General features: G+C 54.3%; 14 protein-coding genes and 1 pseudogene. 5 read left to right on the top strand and 10 right to left on the bottom strand.

What is annotated here, in order from left to right; genetic code table 11:
- Nucleotides 1-62: 62 nt before the first annotated feature.
- The 7 genes from ABCR88_RS14885 to ABCR88_RS14855 all read right to left on the bottom strand — a co-directional run bounded on the left by ABCR88_RS14885 (nucleotide 63) and on the right by ABCR88_RS14855 (nucleotide 8,550).
- A complete protein-coding gene (locus ABCR88_RS14885; RefSeq protein ID WP_158275423.1) occupies nucleotides 63-233 on the bottom strand; it encodes a hypothetical protein in 171 nt (56 codons plus the stop codon).
- Nucleotides 234-287: 54 nt separating this feature from the next.
- Nucleotides 288-1,295, bottom strand: coding sequence for a YCF48-related protein (locus tag ABCR88_RS14880; RefSeq protein ID WP_108538191.1), 1,008 nt, complete (start codon nucleotides 1,293-1,295; stop codon nucleotides 288-290).
- Between the two features lie 9 nt (nucleotides 1,296-1,304).
- Nucleotides 1,305-3,668 carry an efflux RND transporter permease subunit gene (locus ABCR88_RS14875; RefSeq protein WP_236178712.1) on the bottom strand — a complete coding sequence of 788 codons (2,364 nt, stop codon included), beginning with the start codon at nucleotides 3,666-3,668 and terminating at the stop codon, nucleotides 1,305-1,307.
- Between the two features lie 84 nt (nucleotides 3,669-3,752).
- Nucleotides 3,753-5,603 carry a DUF1302 domain-containing protein gene (locus tag ABCR88_RS14870; protein ID WP_236184330.1) on the bottom strand — a complete coding sequence of 617 codons (1,851 nt, stop codon included), beginning with the start codon at nucleotides 5,601-5,603 and terminating at the stop codon, nucleotides 3,753-3,755.
- Between the two features lie 39 nt (nucleotides 5,604-5,642).
- Nucleotides 5,643-6,989: a DUF1329 domain-containing protein gene (locus ABCR88_RS14865; protein WP_236178710.1), complete on the bottom strand. Its 1,347-nt coding sequence runs from the start codon at nucleotides 6,987-6,989 to the stop codon at nucleotides 5,643-5,645.
- A 170-nt stretch (nucleotides 6,990-7,159) separates the two neighbouring features.
- On the bottom strand, nucleotides 7,160-7,933 hold the full coding sequence (locus ABCR88_RS14860; protein ID WP_236178709.1) for a class II aldolase/adducin family protein: 774 nt from the start codon (nucleotides 7,931-7,933) through the stop codon (nucleotides 7,160-7,162).
- Between the two features lie 89 nt (nucleotides 7,934-8,022).
- Complete coding sequence (locus tag ABCR88_RS14855; RefSeq protein WP_108538195.1) at nucleotides 8,023-8,550, bottom strand: VOC family protein; 528 nt, start codon at nucleotides 8,548-8,550, stop codon at nucleotides 8,023-8,025.
- 526 nt (nucleotides 8,551-9,076) lie between these two features.
- Between ABCR88_RS14855 and ABCR88_RS14850 the strand changes: the two genes are divergently transcribed.
- Nucleotides 9,077-10,429 carry an MFS transporter gene (locus ABCR88_RS14850; protein WP_236184338.1) on the top strand — a complete coding sequence of 451 codons (1,353 nt, stop codon included), beginning with the start codon at nucleotides 9,077-9,079 and terminating at the stop codon, nucleotides 10,427-10,429.
- 196 nt (nucleotides 10,430-10,625) lie between these two features.
- On the opposite strand, the pseudogene ABCR88_RS14845 reads toward ABCR88_RS14850, so the two are convergent.
- From ABCR88_RS14845 to ABCR88_RS14835, 3 genes and pseudogenes are all read right to left on the bottom strand, one after another.
- Nucleotides 10,626-11,171 (bottom strand): annotated as a pseudogene (locus ABCR88_RS14845) (hypothetical protein).
- 141 nt (nucleotides 11,172-11,312) lie between these two features.
- Nucleotides 11,313-12,488 carry an ATP-binding protein gene (locus tag ABCR88_RS14840; RefSeq protein WP_236184340.1) on the bottom strand — a complete coding sequence of 392 codons (1,176 nt, stop codon included), beginning with the start codon at nucleotides 12,486-12,488 and terminating at the stop codon, nucleotides 11,313-11,315.
- A 5-nt stretch (nucleotides 12,489-12,493) separates the two neighbouring features.
- Complete coding sequence (locus ABCR88_RS14835; protein WP_236184342.1) at nucleotides 12,494-13,183, bottom strand: response regulator; 690 nt, start codon at nucleotides 13,181-13,183, stop codon at nucleotides 12,494-12,496.
- A 97-nt stretch (nucleotides 13,184-13,280) separates the two neighbouring features.
- Here ABCR88_RS14835 and ABCR88_RS14830 point away from each other — a divergent pair, with 97 nt between their 5' ends.
- The 4 genes from ABCR88_RS14830 to ABCR88_RS14815 are packed head-to-tail and all read left to right on the top strand — an operon-like array spanning nucleotide 13,281 to nucleotide 19,744.
- Complete coding sequence (locus ABCR88_RS14830; RefSeq protein WP_236184823.1) at nucleotides 13,281-14,762, top strand: efflux transporter outer membrane subunit; 1,482 nt, start codon at nucleotides 13,281-13,283, stop codon at nucleotides 14,760-14,762.
- Nucleotides 14,759-15,571 carry a MipA/OmpV family protein gene (locus ABCR88_RS14825; protein WP_236188135.1) on the top strand — a complete coding sequence of 271 codons (813 nt, stop codon included), beginning with the start codon at nucleotides 14,759-14,761 and terminating at the stop codon, nucleotides 15,569-15,571. The genes ABCR88_RS14830 and ABCR88_RS14825 overlap by 4 nt, the downstream gene beginning before the upstream one ends.
- 16 nt (nucleotides 15,572-15,587) lie before the next feature.
- Nucleotides 15,588-16,706, top strand: coding sequence for an efflux RND transporter periplasmic adaptor subunit (locus ABCR88_RS14820; RefSeq protein WP_236184344.1), 1,119 nt, complete (start codon nucleotides 15,588-15,590; stop codon nucleotides 16,704-16,706).
- Nucleotides 16,703-19,744 carry an efflux RND transporter permease subunit gene (locus tag ABCR88_RS14815; RefSeq protein WP_236184346.1) on the top strand — a complete coding sequence of 1,014 codons (3,042 nt, stop codon included), beginning with the start codon at nucleotides 16,703-16,705 and terminating at the stop codon, nucleotides 19,742-19,744. Before ABCR88_RS14820 ends, ABCR88_RS14815 begins: the two co-directional genes overlap by 4 nt.
- The last annotated feature ends 30 nt before the right edge of the window (nucleotides 19,745-19,774 follow it).

Raw genomic sequence — 19,774 nt, 5'->3', positions numbered from 1 at the left:
AGGATGAATAACCGTATTCCGTAATCTTGTAGAAGCGCTTAGTTTTGTTAGCAAGCCCCTTATTAGCCCCACCAAGCATGTATCAGCCACACACCCGCCCATGCACCTAGCCCAACAGCAATGAACATCGTGCAGCAAACCCAGTCTCCAATACCTCCTTGAAAATCCTCCTTTTCTCTATCTGGCCTTGAGTCAATTGCTGTTTTAATTTTTCTTGTATTTGAATTAAACATATTGATCTCCTCCCACATTAACTCGTACCCACTGCCGACCGATCAGTGGCACGATTAGTTAGCGCCAACCAACCCTATTGGCGAGAATAAAATTGGACCTGCAGCGCTGCCGACAATCGACGTGAGAGGTAGCCTGTCAGCTCGCGTAGACATATTGAACGTCTCGCCACCGTCATAACTACTCAGCACCAGCCCCCCGGAAGCGGCAACCCAAATACTTCCATCATCAAACTGAGTAATACCGTTTAACGACTCTTGGCCCTCCACTTTTACACGGCGCCATTGCAGCCCGTTTTTTGTGCTTAAATAGAGATGTCCGCCAATGCCCCCCGCCACAAATCCGCCTTCTCGTAGTGGAATGACATTCCACAGCGAACCATTCTGCGCAGTGGAGTGCTGTTCCCAGTGTTTGCCGTTATCCATCGAGACCAGAATTAAGCCACGCTCTCCGACTATAACAAGCGGACCTCCTCGAACACCTGCAATACCGTTGAGGTGCATATCCATGCTCTCAGCGTCATCACCAGCTGGGTGGATTACGGACCATGTTTTTCCATAATCCTGTGTTTCGATTGCCATGCCAAATTGACCAACAGCAATTCCATGCGAAGGGTTCTCAAACCAGACACCAAGTAAGGGAATCCGTGCCGCATCATCTCGCCGAAGCAATCTCCAATGCTCCCCTCCGTCATCGGTCGACAGGACCACCCCATCGTGCCCAACCGCCCAGCCATGCTCTGTATCCAAGAACTGGACATCAGTCAGCGTGGATTGAACCGGCACCTCGCCAGCCTGTCGAAATGACTTGCCATCATCACTGAGCAACACCACGCCATAGTCACCCACGGCAACAATCCTGGACGCATCGCCACCACCGGCGTGAGTGGCCGATACAATATTGGCAGACACGGCCTTAGCTGCTTGCAAGGCCGGCCGATCAGCGGGAATACGTAACGGCTTGTCTAGGGCGCTCGCCTGAACCTGCAGAGACGAGCCTGCACAACTTAAAGCGATAAACAAAACAACCAAATGGAACTCAGTTCGAAATCGGAAAATTTGCATAATCAGTACTCAATGAGCCGCTATACCCAACGCACGGACAGGTCTACGTCTTGGAATCCACTTATCCAGCATCACAGCCACAGCAGGAAGCAGCGTCATGGCCATGACCATATTAATCATGAACATAAATGCCAGGAGCTTGCCCATGTCTGCTTGAAATTTAAGCTGAGAAAATGACCACGTCGCGACCCCAATAGACAAAGTTATTGCTGTAAAAATCGTAGCAACGCCCGTTTCCAGTAGTGCATGCTTTGCGGCCTGAGTAGTTGTCATGCCTTTGGATAGGTGTAATTGAAGACGGTTATATATGTAGAAGGCGTAGTCGACTCCTACTCCCACAGCCAAAACCATTACCGGCAAAGTTGCAACTGTCAGACCTATATCCAGATCCTTCATGAACCAATAGCCCACCCATGTAGCAACCGTCAGAGGTACACAGCAGACCAACATGGCACGCCAATCGCGGTAGGTCAGAAAAACCAACAAAAGAATAGTTCCATACACATATAGGAGCATCGGAGTTTCACTCTTCTCCACGACCTCGTTTATGGCCGCTTGCACACCGGCGTTTCCACTAGCTAAACGTATCTCAACACCCGCAACTATGTTATTCGTGCGAAATGCTTTGACCCGCTCAACAACCTCCTGAATTGTCGTCGCTTTATGATCTTGAAGATAGAAATTAACGGCAATGACGGAGCAATCACGAGCGCGAACACCTTGCAACTTTTGTAGATTATTAATGGCCCCCCCCAACGCCCGAGAGTCCCTTGGCAGGCTCAGCATCTTCGGGTTCGCTTCATTGAGCGCTGCGGAATATTCCTTACCTAGGGTTGCCGCTGACTCAACAGCAACTACACCAGGGGCTTGAAATATCGCCCATCCCATATCATCCGCTAATTGGAGTAAGCCTTGGCTATCACAGGAGTTAGCCGGTGCGACCAATACAACTGTCAACCAGTCCAATCCAACATTGAAGCTGCTGGCAATGGAAAGCGCGTCCTGATTGAACCGCGAGTCTGCTCTCAGCTCAGGTGCTCCTCGCTCGAGGCTACCTATATGTCGTCCAAGGCTTTGCCAGTAGGCAAGGCAAAAAACAGCCACCCCAATCATAACCACCCAGCGGGCATACTGCGGTTCAGCAAGCCGAGAGAGTCCAGTCAGCCAGCCGCTACGCCGTTCTCTATGAAACATTGCCCTACGGGCATATTCAGCAGGGACATTAATGAAGGATGCGGCAACAGGCAAAAGCACTAAGTTAGTTAATATTTTGAACAAAACACCTATAGATGCTGTGATCGCCAACTCGTGGATCATTGGAATCGGAATCATCAACAATGTAATAAAACTGACGAGAGCCGTCACAAGAGCCAGAGTTCCAGGAATAAGCAAGCCTGTAAAGCTGGCACGCGCAGCACCCATTGCCGTATTGCCGGCTGCAAGTTCTCTAACAATAAAATTTATTTGCTGTACACCATGCGAAACGCCGATCGCAAAAACTAAGAAAGGCACTAACACTGCAAGGGGATCCAACCCATAACCGAGTAAATGCAAAGCCCCTAACTGCCAGACTAAAGAGATAAGCGAGCAAAATAGCGGTAGTACAGTAAGCTTAATCGAATGACAATACCAAAATACTGCAAGCGCCGTAAGCACAAACGCCAAAATAAAAAATGGCGTGGAGGCACGACCTTCATCTGCAATGGCTCCTATTTGCTTTGCAAAGCCAATGATCTGTACCTCATAATCGTCATTCTCAAATTTGGTTCGAATCTCACCTTCTAACAACTTATTGAACGCAATATAGTCTAACTTCTGGCCTGACCCCGGCTCCTGATCGAATAAATCAGCGGTGACTGCACCACTGGTCTGATCATTCGAAACCAAGGTTCCTATATGCCCTCCTCGAGTTGCACGGTCGCGGATCTGGGCGATCACCTCATCGGTAAGACCATTTGGAGCAACATCCCCCCCCGTTACCGGCTGAGCTTCAAAGCCATTCTCGGTTACTTGCGTAAAGAAAACGTTGGGCGTCCACAACGAAGTCACCGACGACCGGTTCACACCCGGTAAAGCACTGATAGCTTCAGTCACATCAAGCAACCGCCGTAACCCATTTTCGTTCCAGATGTCACCGTGCCTGGAGTGCAAAACCACAGTTACCCGATTAGCTCCAAATAGTTGGTCCCGAAATTCATTGAATGTTTTGATGTACTCATGATCTTGAGGCAACTGCTTCTCAAACCCTGCCTCCATTCGCAGCTCCACCGCAAAAAAACCTGCAACGAGTGTCGCCAACGCGAATAGGCTGATAACCAGTGCGCGGTGCCCAAACAGCCAAGACTCCAGAATATTAATAACTCTTATTAGCATGAGGACATTACGAACTCTGTCGCACCTCTGAAAGATTATTGGGGTAATCGACCTGCCTTATCAAGCCAGGTCGAATAATACGGCCTAGAATGAACTACTAAGTGAAATACTAACGTAATCACGATCCTGCATCGGATTGGTATCCCCCCCGCCGTAGAATTGCGTGTAATCCAAACGTGCTTTCAACGGAACTTCTGTTTTGAAGTCAATATTCAACGCCGCAGTCATCTGTCCTACATCTCTTGAAAATCCAGGCATTGACTGCGCTGCGATCCCCCATAGGCCCTGGTTAACCGCGAGTTCCGGTGAAACTTTAATTCGCGTGCCAAATACGTTTGCGTAGTTCAACACTAGATCGAAAGCGAGACCTCCAGAGCTTTTTGTCGGCACCTCATAACCAATACTATTAGAATATGGTACGAGGGTGCTATTTAGAGGTGCAGACGCCAAGGGAGCCTGTAGCCGAGAACGGTCTAAATCGGGATAGTAGGCCGCCGCCATTTCAGCCAGCAGCGTACCCTCAGTCGCTCCGAGAAGACCAACTAACCCTCCCCAGCTTGACGACTGCAAAATTTCCATGCCTGACACCGTAAACTGCCACTTCTTGGTCTCTACAAACCCATGACATATAGAGCCACTTGGAAGTCCGGCACAGTCGCCAGATAAACCGGTGTTAAACAACGTCGTTGGATCAATTGCTAAAACTTGATTCGGGCGATAAGCCGCCTCCATCCCCCAGGAGAAATCACCTAATTTTAAATTATAGGAGGCGCCGAATACGTCGCGATTACCGACATATTCAGCAGCGTAGGCAGCCACAGGAAATCCACCCCCGGTATTAGTAGCAACTAGACTATTAGCGTCCATCACATACGAAACCATCGGTAATTTTTCGTGGTAGCGCATGTAATAAAGACCAAACTCGTCACCCGAATCCAAGGCGTACTTCATGCTTATGCCCCACTGGTCAGAGCCCGGCTTGATATCACGACCACGACCAACAGCGAACCCTCTGGCAAGACGCTCTTCAACTGTAAGCGGGCGACCAGTGACAGCGTCTATTGTTCCGTTATCACCACCAATTGCGCCTGGCCCTATAAAGCCGGCCAGCGCATTAGTACCAAAATATAGTGCTCGCCCCCCCGCCCCCAATAAATCTGCGGTATTGAAGAACGTACCGGAGGCAGGCAATGTTGAAGGCTTGAATCCTAGCTCATAAAACGCTTGCACCCCAAGCTTGTCAGTTAAACTGCTGCTAATACTAAACATCGGCCGCGGAATATACAGCTCCTTTAGTTGCACCCCTGCTGCAGTCGCTTTACGTATATCCAGCGGGTTCGCTTCGTTGATACCACCTTGAGTTAAAAGCGCCTCGCCCCAATTGATTACTTGATTGCCGATACGGACACTAGCTGACTGTTCTTGCCACTGAAAACCTTTATCGACGTAGGCGTCCAACAATTCTATATCTGAAACGGCATCATCATGAGCATCACCCTCAATTGATGTCCTTTCCGTATGCGTAACGGAGTAGTCTTTGAACCACGCTGCGCGCAGAAGCACTTTCAGATCGTCTGGCGCTCGTATATAAAGATCATGCACCCCTCGAACGGTGGTACTGAATGGGCGCCCTTTTTTATAATTCAGGTCCCCGTCATCTATATTGACTATGCCAGTCTGATCAAAAACGCCAGAAGCACGAGCCGATGAGCCGCTTGGACACCCCCCGTTGTCATAGCCAACATAGCGGCAACTCGGATTGCCAGTTCTAATCTGAGTCGCAATAGACAAGGTACTGTCAAAACTACCCGACACCCCATTTCCCAAATCAAATAATGCTGCATGGCCTGCCGGGGCGTACTGAAGTAAACATGCCGATGCTAACGTTGCTGCAGGCGACACGCCAAATTTTCGAAGATTAGTACTTATTTTCATTGGAGGAAGCTCCGCTAGTAACTATAAAGTTCAGTACTATCAGCGACCAATCCATCGCCGGAATGCATCAGCGGAAAAATCGCTGGCTTTCAAATCGTTCGAAAACCGAGCAGGTTTACCGGAGGCGGCAACAATACTTTGCCCGGCATACCGACCAGCTTGAACATCGTATATCGTACTGCCAGCGAGAAAACATGTACCCAATGAATACTCAGGAACCAAATACCCTTCCATAGTACGCCAGGTCTTTCCAGAACTATCATAAAGATCCTGAACGGATATAGTCCAAGTATCTTCATCGACATAAAATACTCGTTTCGGCATTGAGTGCCGTTTCCCTGCTTTGACGGTGGCCTCAACCTCCCACACCCGATGAAGTTCATAACGCACCATACTGCGCTTTATAAACTCCCCTTGAAACACATCCGTTGCTTTTAGCGTATGGTCATAAAGCGAGAAGGTATTATAAGGAATGAGCAGTTCTCGCTTTCCGATCAGCTTAAAGTCATATCTATCCATTGCGCCGTTGAACATCCAGGCCACATCGGCAGTGATGAGGTTATCCGTATTTAAAATTGGCGCGTCGTACTGATAGTTGGGTGCGCGACGCATCCTGCGTTGAGCAGAAAAATACAAATTAGCTTCTGTAGGCTTATCTATGTAAGAGATGGACGCAACGCCATCACCTGCGACCGACGGAGGTGCCAAAGTTTGCTCTCGCAACGCAGACTCGACATTGCCTACTTCGGTAGGACTTGTTACTGAGGTTGACGCCATCGGAAAATACAACTGATCCAAATAGAGCTGGACCTCACCAAAATCAGTTCCTTTCGAGCCTTTAGGCGGAATGACATTGACAACGTACGTCTCAACAGATGGTCCGTTATAGCGCAGTTTATGGTTCCAAATGATTTCCGCTCCGCTTTTGGGTAAAGGAAATGGATAACCACCACCGACTGCTGCAGTTAGACGATCTTCACCATCAAGAGAAGCAAGGCTTGCATTTTTTTTTGTTTGCTCGGCAACAACGGTCGGGATACCACAACTTCGATGAGATTCAAATACAGCCATACTATAACCAGGCAGCGACTTTACTAGAGCGTATTGTCCGGGTGAAAGCCTGTCCTTGTACTGGTCAGCGCTCCCAGCATCAATAATGTAAAGTGGCTTTTCCCTCGAGTATGGATCGACGGGTTTTGCTCCCGCAGACCACCCAGTAGGAGCATGCATTACCGCTCCACCAAATGCAGGAACTCCTCCGCTACTGCTTCCGGCCACTTCAGCGCCAATTGGCGTTAGCTCACTCCCCAGTTTGGCAATATCAGCGCTATTTGGAGATGCATACACAGCGGTCGCGGCAATATATGCGAGAGCAGTCGTTATCATTCGAATTGGTATCATTCTTGTTTCCCCGAAAGTTATCAACCACCATCAGCCCAAAATACTAAATTTTGGATAGCACAGCCCGATAGATAAACTTATTATCGTTTTCCATTAAACCTTCGCACCAAGACTCAGTAAATAGTCAGTACCTGAATGCTACTGACAAACGAATATCAATCTTTAAACCCTGGATCAAGACGTTCAAGCTTTCGAAGCAACCCAGGCCAAGCATCATTGCCCTCCCCAGAGGCCGCTCGCATAATTTCAACTGGAAACGTTTCTAAAATGGGCGTTGGAACTTCAACCAGTTCACAGCCATCCGCCCCTGCCATTACTTGAATACGGCATGCTTTTCTCAAATTATGATGTCGCAGAAACGCGTGCTTGGCAAAGTACCCCAACGTCAACAAACCATGGTTGCGAAGAATAAGGTTATTATTGGCTTTCCCCAGCGACGCTTGAAGAGAAGGCATGCGCGCCTCATAGGTTTCGACGCCCTCATAATCGTGATAAGCCAAACCATCACCAATCGCAAACGCCGCCGGTTGTGATATAGGGAGCAGCCCTCTTTTCTGGGCGGCTACGGCAGCACCGAAATCATCATGCGTATGAATAACAAAGTTAGCATCTTCACGAACCGCATGTACCGCTTTCATTACATACCACCCCCCGATGGTAATCTCAAACGGCGTATCCGAAACAATCTCACCATCAAGGGTGACTTTCACCAAACTGGAGGCAGTGATTTCTTCAAACAAAAACCCAAGTGGATTAAAAAGATAGTGCTCACCGATCCGCGCAGAGCAGTGAGTCAGAGACTGATCATCCCACCCCATCATTGGAACCAATCGATACATAGCAGCTAGCTCTACACGCGCCTGCCACTCCTCCTCCGAGACTTTACCCTTTAAAGATGGATACTCAACATCACCGATTTTTAGCATCATCACGTTTTCTCAACTTTCAGTTATATTTCGGCCTTTCAGCAACAGACCGGGCGAATTCGTTAGAAAATTAGTTATTAGGTATTGAAAATTCAGTATTCGATTAAATAAGGACTCGTGCAGTCCCAGTTTTTTGCCGCATCCTTCATGTAGCTAAACGCCGCACTCAGAACAGGGGTCGCCTGTATCAATTCGAGCATTCCACCTGGATGAAGGTCGCAGTTAAAAAATATCGCCTCAACCCCCAGCTCTGAAATGCAATGCTGTACGGGATCGACCCCTCGTGCCGCCAGCTTTAGTATTTCTTCTTCAAGGTCTTCGGCCAGGATCCCGACATGATGCATCCCGAACCCATTGCGCTCGACAAAGTCCCGAAAGACAGATGGCATGTCGTTATGTTGCTGGACAAGCTCAATCTGGTAGTCACCTGAGTAAGCAAACGCGAGACTGATGTCGCAATAGGCTTGCTCACCTTGATACGTGAGCTTGGAGTATTTTGCGTGCCGGGTGACAAAGAATGGTGCGACGCCGAGCTTCTCAGCCCAGTGCTTGACTGCAAGATCGATATCCTCAACGACATAGGCGATCTGCATCAGGGAACCTGTTGTACATTCAGTCATTGCTTTTCTCCTGTGGGCAGCCTTGATTGTGGCAAAGCTCAGCGACCCATATTTTTATTTTAGTCAGATAATATGGCCGCAAATCTGTTGAAGCAAACGAATTTTTGGGTGTAATCCACATAAATCGTCCTTGACCAGGAATTTTAGCCGTGTAAAGCTAACTTACGCCAGGTTAATGCAAAAAAAATGCCATCTCCAAGCGTGCATGTAAAGGTACATCGAATCTGGGTTTGCCTACGGATAGCGGGCACACAAAAAGCATGAAACGCTGCCTTCCACGAACGATTTTTCTTTCGAAAAGGGAGCAACTTGATGAGTCGATGTAGTTTTTTGCACTATTACAGTGCAAGAACTTAACAGAGAAAGCGTTCATCCAGGTCAAAGCAACCAGGTATGACGCAACGAGCAATGCCTGAGCGCTAACAAGAAGAAAATGGAGCTACGGCGAGCACTTAGCGACCCCATCCTCCACAAACAATTGCCTGCCCCCTTCACAAAAATCACAATTTTTGGTGGCCTTACTGACATGAACACTCAAAAACCGAAAAACCTTGTCTGGTATCCGATCTATACCATTGGAGACCTTGCATCCGGCATCTACTCGGTCACCCCTAGCATTTTGCTGATGTTCTATATGACGAACATATTGGGTATTCCAGTAGCACTGGCAACAGCTGCGGCGTTTCTACCCAAAGTCATCGATCTATTCGCCAATCCATTTATCGGCGCACTGTCCGACCGCACCACGACCCGACTAGGAAGACGGCGCCCTTACATGTTGTTTGCTGCGTTGACAATCCTGCCAAGTTTTGCCTTGATCTGGGTATCGCCATTCTCTTCGGCAACGGTCTCTGCTTTCTTTGTGATCGGTGCCTTCAGCATCTGCACTGTCTGTTTTTCTTGTTTTCCCGTGACGTTCCTGGCGCTTAATTCAGAAATCGCAACCGATTACCATGATCGAACATCGCTGAACTCCTACCGGACGATGTACTCGATGGTGGGATGTCTTCTAGCGGGTGCTGGTGCTCCCCTCATTGTGGAGCATTTTGGTGGAGGCAAAGATGGTTATGCCGCTATGGGGATAGCGATGGGAGCAGTAATGGCCGTTGCCACGATGATTACTTTCGTTACCGCTCGTGAGCCAGCTCGAAAAAATACAACTACCCCACCTTCTTTTCGTCAGATTTGGACCTCAATCTCAAGTAACCGTCCTTTTCTTCTGCTTTTATCTGCGTATTTCCTACACATCGTCGGAGCAGGAGTTACTGGGGCTGCCTTAGCCTATTTCGTAGCCTACATCCTGCAACGTGATACCGACTTCCTTGCACTTCTGTTTCTGCTCTCATTTGGTACATCAGTGCTAGTGATACCACTTTATGTCTGGCTGGGGAGGCTGGTCGGAAAATTTTACGCTTACATTACTGGCTTATGCTTGATTGTCATCTTCTCCACTGCCTATTTTTTTGTGGGCGCCACCACTCCACTTACCACTCTTCTAGCAGTAGTGACCCTTGCAAGTATGCACGAGGGAGGCATTCAAGTTTTTACCTTCTCAATGCTGGCAGACTGCATTCGAGAAAACACTACATCAGACACTGAGCTAACAACGGAAGCTATGTACAACGGCATTTTTATTGCGGGAGAAAAGCTAGGATTCGCCACAGGAGCCCTTTTGAGCGGCGCGATTTTCATGGCCACCGGTTTGGTCGAAACGACTGAAGGCTTCATCGACCAGCCGGGAAGCGCACTTTCAGGGATTAGCATGTCTGTTTCACTTATTCCCGCGGCGTTGAACCTCATAGCAGCCCTGATTTTCATTTTTTACAAAGCATTTGATCAACGAGTCGTAAAATTAAACGCGTGCATCACAACTTCTTAAAATTGTCATCGCAGCCTGGATCATGCAACCAATGACAACCCTTTGCCTGTTAGGGAAAGGGTTTTTAATCATTAACACCTCTATTGAAAGTTTTTTCTTCAACCTATAAATCTCACTAGTGCATTGTTCTCGAAATGATTTACTTAGTATTTACTATATCCGCCCCCTCACGCACTAGTTGAGCTTTGCTCAGTTGCTACGCTCCCTTAGCACTCCAAACGCAGAGGGTCGGCTCAGCGTCGCCTGACGCCAAGAACGTTGTAATGGATCTCTTCAGCTCAAGCACAGAAGCAAATTTGCCATCACGGATGTACGCCGCAGTGTCTTGAGAGAAGCGCTTCTCCACGCTCATACATGAGCAGCACGGCCCATGGTTTATGGGCGGTGGTCGAGGAAATGCCCGCCGCCCTTGCCATGCTCTGATAGCTCCAGCACGGTTTCCCGATGCAAGGTCGCTTGACCTGTTCCAAGACACCGCGGACGGCCGCCGAAGGCAATGATGATTTGCGTCCCAACTTGTCGTCCAACGGTTGATGTGCCTGGAAACACTGAACGACTGAGTAATTGTTGTGCAGGAGAAGCCGCTCAGCCGCGCAATGTTATCTCGGGTTTCGCTTTCGGCGGCCAATAGGATTATGCCTACACGCCCACCCTCCCTGTACGCGACGGTCGCAGAGCGGACTCGCCGTTTCAGCTTAATTGTTTCTTCGGTGGAAGCGTTATGTCCGGAGCGCCACTGCAGGCTCCCCAAGGCAAGGATGACGGTTAAAGTTTAGAGGAGATTATCAATAACTTATTTCGAGAACGGCACACTGGCTTGACCATCGGACCGGGTCAACAGGGAAATCAACCGCCAATACACGATAAACATATAACTGGAGGCCTACATCGGAAATTCCGCGCTGATCAGCGTGCCACCCTGTGCGCGATTGCTAGCAGCAATGGTGCCGCCATGAGCCTGGCAGATCGCACGGGCGATGGACAGGCCTAACCCGCTACCGCCCGAATAACGCGCCCTGGAGCGCTCCGCCCGCCAGAAGCGGTCAAATACACTGTCCAGGTGCTGTGTTTCAATACCCGGCCCTCGGTCACCGATCTCAATCACAACGCGCTCTTCGAATTGACGCGCCATGATGTCCAATTCCCCGCCCCCTGCAGCATAGCGCAACAGGTTGTCGACCAGGATATTCAGCACCTGGCCAAGTCGATCGCGATCGGCATGGATACGAAACCCGTCCGCAATACTTACCTGCGTTTGCACGCCTGCCTCATCCAAATACGGCTGGAACCAGGCCAGCCGTTCGCTCACCAAAGCCGCCAGGGAAAAGTCGCTGCATTCAAGCACTAGCCGCCCCGCCCTGGCCATAGACAACAGATGCAGATCATCCACCAGTTTCCTGAGTTGATCGAGTTGTCGCTTGACCATGCCCAACTGCGCAGCGTTACTGGGGAAGACCTCATCAAGCATGCCCTGCACGCGCCCCATGGCGGCATTCAACGGTGTCCGCAGTTCGTGGGCGATGACCGCGCTGGACTCATGCACATCCCGCTCATAACGCTCCAATTGCGTCGTCATGCTGTTGAAGTCGCTGACCAGCCGTTGCAGCTCGTCGGGGGTGTGTGGATGACTCGGCAGCCGCGTGAAGAAATCACCGCCGGCGACCCGACGCGCGCCCTGGGCTATTGCCGAGAACTGGCTGGACAAGGGGCGCGAAAACCACAAGCCACAGACGATGATGATCGGGATGGCGGCCAGCACCAGACCGACCAAGATCAGCCAGTCACGATTGGCGATGTTCGGCTGGAAGAACTCCACCGGGTAATATTCGGCAACCAGCTGGCGCAAGCGTACCTCGTTGAGCTGCGGCTCGGCGCGCAGTTGTAGCAACTCCTTGCGCGCCGCCGGCGGCAAGTGTTGCAAAAAATACCGGTCAGACAGTTTGAAGTTGATCCACATGCACAAGGCGATAGCCACCACGGCGCCGATCGCCAACAGGCTCATGCGCATGCCGACCCAGCGCCACAAAGGTTTGTCGTTGACCCGTGATTGCTCAAGCATGCTGCTTACCGGAACCGATAGCCAATGGAGCGCACTGTCACCAACACCCCGGCGATGCCATGGGTTTCGAGCTTGCGCCGAAGGTTATGCACGTGGGCGTCGACGACGCGGGCCAGGGCTTCGCTTTCCGGCAGGCAGATTTCCAGCAACTCATCGCGTGTGAAGGCCTTGGAGGGAGTCTTGAGCAACGTGACCAGCAGCTTGAATTCAGTCGGCGTGAGGTCCAGCAACTGCGATGGCATACCACAGTGCTCAATGGCCGCAGTAAAAGCGGCAAGGTCCACCCGCAGGTTCTCATGGCGCAGCAGTTGTTCTACCGGCTGGCTGCCCGCGGTACGCCGCAACACCGCATGCACCCGCGCTACCACCTCTCGCGGGCTGTAGGGCTTGACCACATAGTCGTCCGCGCCATAACGCAAAGCGCCGAGCTTTTCCGGTTCGTCGCCCATGGCCGTGACCATGATCACCGGCGTGTCACTGCTGCGACGCACGGCGGACAGCACCTCAGTGCCACTCAAGCGCGGCAGCATCACGTCGAGCAATATCAGATCGGGGCACCAACTTTCGTGCAGGTCCAACCCGCGTCGGCCGTCTTCCGCCAAGGCCACCTCAAAGCCATCCCGGCGCAGATAGGCCTCCAGAATATTGGCGCTGTCAGCGTCGTCTTCGACGATAAGGATACGTTTTCCTGACACAAAGAAGCCCCTTGATGAAACCTTGATAATTCACGAACGGTTTATTGAAAGTCCACTGCCAGTATTGCCTTACGCCAAACTTTCGCGAACCGATCCTATGCCGACAAGTGCACCGCTGTCCAAGCCTATCAAACTGCCTGAACGCCTCGGCGCGGTTTTGCTGCTGGTCGGCATGCTGGCCGGCTGTTCGCTGGCTCCGGCGTACCAGACGCCAGCGCTGCCGGTGCCAGACAACCTGCAAGGCGCACCCACTACCGGCGTGCCTTCGACCATGACCCACGAAGTAGAAAAGCTTTCCGAGGAAGAAAAACAGCTGCTGGCCGGGCTGGATTCATCGGCGCAGTTACCCCAGTTGGTTGATCAGGCCCTGAACTACAATCGCGACCTGCGCCTGGCGTTATTGCGTGTCGAACAGGCTCGTGCCCAGTACGGCATTTCCCGCGCCGACCGCTGGCCCACGACGGCACTAGGGCTGCAACGCAACCGCCAGCACTTGCACGACAAGGCTGCCGACGAGCGTTATGGGCAGGACATCGCAGTGGCCTCCTTGGGGGTATCGGACTTCGAGCTGGATTTTTTCGGCAGGGTCCGCAGCCTGGCCGACGCTGCGCAGCATGACTACCTGGCGACGCGCTACGGCGCCCTGGCCACGCGCAAGGCGCTGATCGTCGAAGTAGCCCGACTGTATTTGCAGGAGCGCTTGCAAGCAGGCGTGCAGGCCGACACGCAGTCCATTTCCGACAACCAAAACCAGCTGCTTAGCATGCTCGTCGGCCAGCAAAAGGAAGGCCTGGTAGCCCAGGACACCGTCGACACCCAACACATCGAGGTTCGTCGCGCCACCCAGCAATTGCAGGATGCAAGCGCTGACCACGAGCGCGCATTGCAGGCGCTGTCGTGGGTCACCGGTTATCAGGCCGCCCCTTCGACAGAGACGGCGCAAATCTCCGTCATCTACCTGGAAACCCCATCATGGCTGGTCGAACTGTCCTCACAGCGACTGTTGCAGCGGTTCGATGTGCGCCAATGCGAAGAGGCCCTGCGCGCAGCGAATGCCAACATCGGTGCCGCGCGTGCAGCGTTCTTTCCCTCGATCACCTTGAGCACCGGTGCCGGCATCGCCAGCCCGCACTTGAGCAGCTTGTTTTCATCCGGCAGCGGCGCGTGGCTGTTCACGCCGCAACTGAACCTGCCGCTGTTCGACGGTGGCCGCAACCAGGCCAACCTGGACCTGGCCACAGCTCGCCGCCAATCAGCCGTCGCCCAATACGAAAAGACCGTACAGGACGCCTTCCGCGAAATCGCCGACCTGTTGAGCCAACGCCAACGAGCCTTGGCCAACGCCACCACGCAAATCGATCTGGAGGCGTTTACGGCACTGAAGGCCAAGCGCCTCGACCAACAGATTACCGCCGGTGCGGCCGCGCGCTCGGAACACCTGGCCGCTGCAATTCGCCTGGCCGAATCCGCCATAGAGGTACGCAAGGCGGCCCACCAGTTGCTATTCAACCGCCTGGCGCTATATCGCGCGCTGTCCGGCGCACCGCTGTTTTCCTCCGCAGAAAGGGTTTCACCATGAACTTGACCACTCCCCCTACCCTCCACGTGCTGTGGAGCGCCGCCCTGCTAACCTGCAGCACACTCATGAGCAACGTCCAGGCGGCCGATGCCACTCCGGCAGCCGACAAAACCACGGCTACCCTCGGGCTTGGCATGGGCGTCACGCCTCGCTACATGGGCGCCGACCGTTACCGCGCACTCGTGTTGCCGATGTTCAGTCTCCAGCACGGGGTACTGTTTGCCGACACCACCCGTGGCGTGGGCCTGCAATTTCAATCCGACAGCGGTTTCGGCGCCAGCATGGCGATCAACTACGACCTGGGCCGCAAGGAAAAGGACAACACCACACGCCCGGGCGGACGCGAGTTGAATGGCCTGGGTGATATCAACGGCGCAACCGTCGCCGACTTCACCCTCAGCCAGCAACTGTTCGACTGGCTGTCGGTCAGCGGCGAAGCCGAACTGCGCATGGCCGGCGAGCATCGCGGCAACCGCTACCGATTCGGCCTGGAAGGCATCCTGTTCCACTCTGACAGCGATACCCTGGCCCTGGACGTCGACGCCCATGCTGGTGATGGCCGCTACAACCAGACCTTCTTCGGCGTCACCCAGGCACAGAGCCAACGCTCGCTCTACGGGCGATATGACGCCGACGCCGGGATCTATGCCTACTCCGCCGCCTTGAACTGGCAACACACCCTGGACGCGCACTGGTCGACGCTGGTAAGCCTCACGCTGACCCATTACGCCGACCAGGCCCGCAAGAGCCCGTTGGTCATGCGTAATAATGCAGGCCTTGGCATGTTCGCAATCAACTACACCTTCTAATATCGAGGTCCCAGGCATGCGTGGTTTTCCTCAGCTGTTTTATCCCTGGGCCCGTCCCCTGCTGCTCGGCCTTGCCTGCCTGATTGTGGCGGCTTGCTCGCGCGAGGAACCGCCGCCGGAGCCGGCCGTTAGATCGGTGAAAGTCGCCAGCGTGCACGCCGCGGAGGCCGACGGCGCGATCTTGAGCGGTGTCGTACGGCAACGCGAGCGTGCCGCGCTGGCCTTCGAAGGTGCGGGCCGCCTGGTAGCGTTGAACGTTGACGTTGGCGATGCAGTGAAACAAGGCCAGGTGCTGGCGAGTCTGGACACGGCGGCCGTCAGGTTACGCTTGAAACAGGCGCAGGCCAGCTTGTTCGCCAGCGTGGCGCAGACCGCCGAACGCAAGCTCAACAAGGTCCGCCAGCAACAGCTGTATACCCAGGGCAGCGTCGCCGCCAGCGCCGTGGAGCAAGCCGAAGCGGCGTGGCAGGCGGCCGTTGCGCAGCAGGCCACCGATGAAGCGGCGCTGGACCTGGTGCGACGCGATCAGCGCCAGGGCCAACTCATTGCGCCGTTTAACGGTCGCGTCGTGGCAAGACCCGCGCAGTTGTACAGCGAGCTGTCTCCCGGCCAAGTCGTGATGGAGCTGGAGGCCGTCGGCGCGTTGCAAGTTATCGTGCAAGTGCCGGTGGAACAGGCCACCGCCCTCAAACCTGGGGACCACGCCGTTGCCGTCGACCCGGCCGCGCCCGCCTCTATCCTGCCGATGGTATTGGAAGGTCTGTCGATGCGCGCGCAGAACGGCTTGCTGCAAAGTGCGCGCTTTCGCCTGATCGCCAACGAACTCGCGCTGCCCAGCGGCGTGAACCTCAACGTGAGGCTGGCACGCACTGCCCCGCTCTCGCTGTCTATCCCGACGCAGGCCCTGCGCATGGGTGGCGACGCCAACCAGGTACAGGTGTTCGTCTATGACCCGGCCCAGGGCAAAGTCGCCCTGCGTGATATCACCATTGGCCTGATCGACCAGGGCCGCGTCGCCATCGATAAAGGTCTCAAAGATGGCGAACAAGTCGTGGTCACCGGCGTCGCGTTTCTCAACGACGGCCAGCCCGTCAACCTGCTTCAGTCCTCCAGCCGTTTGAGCGCGACCGAATGATCAATCTGACCCGTCACGCATTGGGTGCGAGCCGCCTGACATTATTCACCGCCCTGTTGATCCTGCTTGCAGGCGTGGCAACGTTCCTGAACTTCCCGACCCAGGAAGAGCCCTCGGTGACCATCCGCGACGCACTGGTGAGTATCCAGTTCCCCGGGTTGCCCAGCGAACGCGTCGAAGAACTGCTGGCCCGCCCCACGGAAGAAAAGCTGCGCGAGCTGTCGCAGATCAAAAACATCGTGACCACCATCCACCCCGGCAGCGTGGTGATCCAGGTGACGGCTCGCGACGAAATCAAGGACCTGGGGGTGCTGTGGCAACAAGTACGCAATAAAGCCGCCGAGGCAGGTGCGAACTTTCCAACGGGCACCCAGGGCCCATTTGTCGATGACAATTTCGGGCGTGTCGCTGTCGCCTCCATTGCCGTCACCGCGCCCGGCTACAGCATGAGCGAGATGCGTGGACCGTTGAAGCGCCTGCGCGACCAATTGGGCGGGTTACCCGGCATTGGCCAGGTCACCTTGCACGGTATCCAAGACCAACAACTATCGATCGATTTCAACCCGCAGCGCCTGGCTGGCATGGGTTTGTCCCCGCAACAGTTGTTCCAGCAATTGCAGCAGCAGAATGTGTTGGCGCCTGGCGGCATCGCCAACATCGGCGGGCAGATCACGACCCTCACCGTGACCGGCGAACTGCTCAGCGTGGATCAACTGCGCGAATTGCCGATTACCACCGGCGCCGCGCAAACCATTGCGCTAGGCGCCATAGCGCAGGTTTCGGTGATGGCTACCGACCCGCCACAGACCGCCGCGGTGTACCAGGGCCAGGACGCCGTGGTGCTGGCTGTGTCCATGGCGGCCGGGCAGAACATTCATCAGTTCGGCGCAGCCCTGCGCGCTCGTTTGGCGCAGTTGGAAAAGCAACTCCCACTGGGCTTTGCCGCGCATGTGGTGACGTTCCAAGCCGATGTGGTCGATCAGCAAATGGCCAAGATGAAGCATGTGATGATCGAGACAGTCGTCATCGTCATGGCCGTGGTGATGCTGTTTCTGGGCTGGCGCACCGGGCTGGTGGTAGGCGCCATCGTGCCGCTGACCATTCTGGGTACGTTGATCGCCATGCGCATGCTGGGGGTGGAGTTGCAAACGGTATCGATCGCCGCGATCATCCTCGCGCTCGGCTTGCTGGTGGACAACGGTATTGTGATCGCCGAGGACATTGAACGCCGGTTGCAGGCCGGTGAAGAACGGCGCCAGGCCTGCGAAGAGGCAGGACGCACCCTGGCGATTCCGTTGTTGACCTCATCACTGGTGATTGTGCTGGCGTTCTCGCCGTTCTTTCTGGGCCAGACCAGCACCAATGAATACCTGCGCTCATTGGCCATCGTGCTGGCGCTCACCCTGCTCGGCTCGTGGTTATTGAGCATCACGGTTACGCCATTGTTGTGCCTGTATTTCGCCAAGGCTGCGCGTCACGCGGCGTCGGAGGGTAACTACGACAGCGGTTTTTACCGTGGCTATCGGGCCGTCATCTGCCGTGTGCTGCAGCACAAGGCGCTGTTTCTGATTGCCATGCTGGTGTTGCTGGGCGCCGCCGTGTTCGAACTGATGCGCGTGCCCTATGACTTCCTGCCTCAGTCGGACCGCTTGCAGTTTCAGGTGCCCATCACCCTGGAGCCCGGCAGCGGCTCGCGCAAAACCTTGCAAAAGGTGCATGAGATCAGCCTGTGGCTGAGCAGGGAACCGCAGGTGGTCGACAGCATCGGCTACGTGGGTGATGGCGGGCCGCGCATCGTGCTGGGCCTCAACCCGCCCTTGCCGGCACCGGAAACCGCGTACTTCACGGTCAGCGTCAAGGCTGGTACGGATATCGACGCGGTCATCGCCAATATGCGTCGCTACCTGCTCAAAGAACACCCTGAACTGCGCGCCGAGCCGAAACGGTTTTCCCTGGGCACCACCGAGGCCGGTGTCGTCATCTATCGCGTGCTGGGTCCGGACGAGAACGTATTACGCACCCTGGCCGGCCAGATCGAGCAGGCCTTACGTAACGTGCCTGGCACACTGGATGTGCACAATGACTGGAGCACGCGACTGGCGCGTTATACCGTCGAGGTCGATCAGCACAGTGCTCGCCGTGCCGGTGTAGACACCCAAGCGATTGCCCAGGCGTTGCAACTACACTTCGGCGGCATCCAGATCTCGTCGTTGCAGGACAACGAAACACGCGTCCCTCTGGTGGTGCGCGAACCCGCCACGGCCAACCATGACTCGCCCGATCTGCGCGGCATTCTGGTCTACCCGGCCGACGGCTCGACCCCGCTGCCGCTGACGGCCATCGCGAACATCGTCGCGTCCAGCGAACCCTCCACACTGGTGCGCCGCAATCAGGAGCGCTGCATCACCGTGGTCGGGCACAACCCTTCATTGACGGCGACCTCCATCGTCGAACAGCTGGCCCCGCAGGTGGCCGCACTGGCCTTACCGCCGGGCTACCGCGTTGAGCTGGGGGGCGAAATCGAAGACTCGGCAGACGCCAACCAGGCGCTGTTGCAATACCTGCCCCACGCGCTGATCGCCATGCTGCTGTTGTTCGTCTGGCAATTCAATTCGTTGCGCAAGGTGCTGATCGTCATCTCCGCAATCCCCTTTGTATTGATCGGCGTTGCGATCGCGCTGCTGATCACAGGCTACCCGTTCGGCTTCATGGCCACGTTCGGCCTGTTGTCCTTGGCGGGGATTATCGTCAACAACGCCGTGTTGCTGCTGGAACGGATTGAAGCGGAACTCCACTATGGCCTGCCGGTGTACGAAGCGGTGGTGAATGCTGCCGTGAAACGCCTGCGCCCCATCGTCATGACCAAGCTGACCTGCATTATCGGGTTGATCCCGCTGATGCTCTTCGCCGGCCCACTGTGGGAAGGCATGGCGATCACGCTGATGGGTGGCCTGGCGCTGGGCACATTGGTGACCCTTGGGTTGATTCCGGTGCTCTACGTGGTGTTGTTCAATAAAAACCAGAGGGCTTTGCGCTAAGGCAATTCGGGCAGTGCGAGTGAGTGACAG

The sequence above is a fragment of the Pseudomonas sp. W17 genome (genome assembly GCF_040268305.1).
Lineage (GTDB): Bacteria > Pseudomonadota > Gammaproteobacteria > Pseudomonadales > Pseudomonadaceae > Aquipseudomonas > Aquipseudomonas protegens.
The sequence above is the reverse complement of the archived record's forward strand: the minus strand, read 5'-3'. Positions and strand labels throughout refer to the sequence as shown.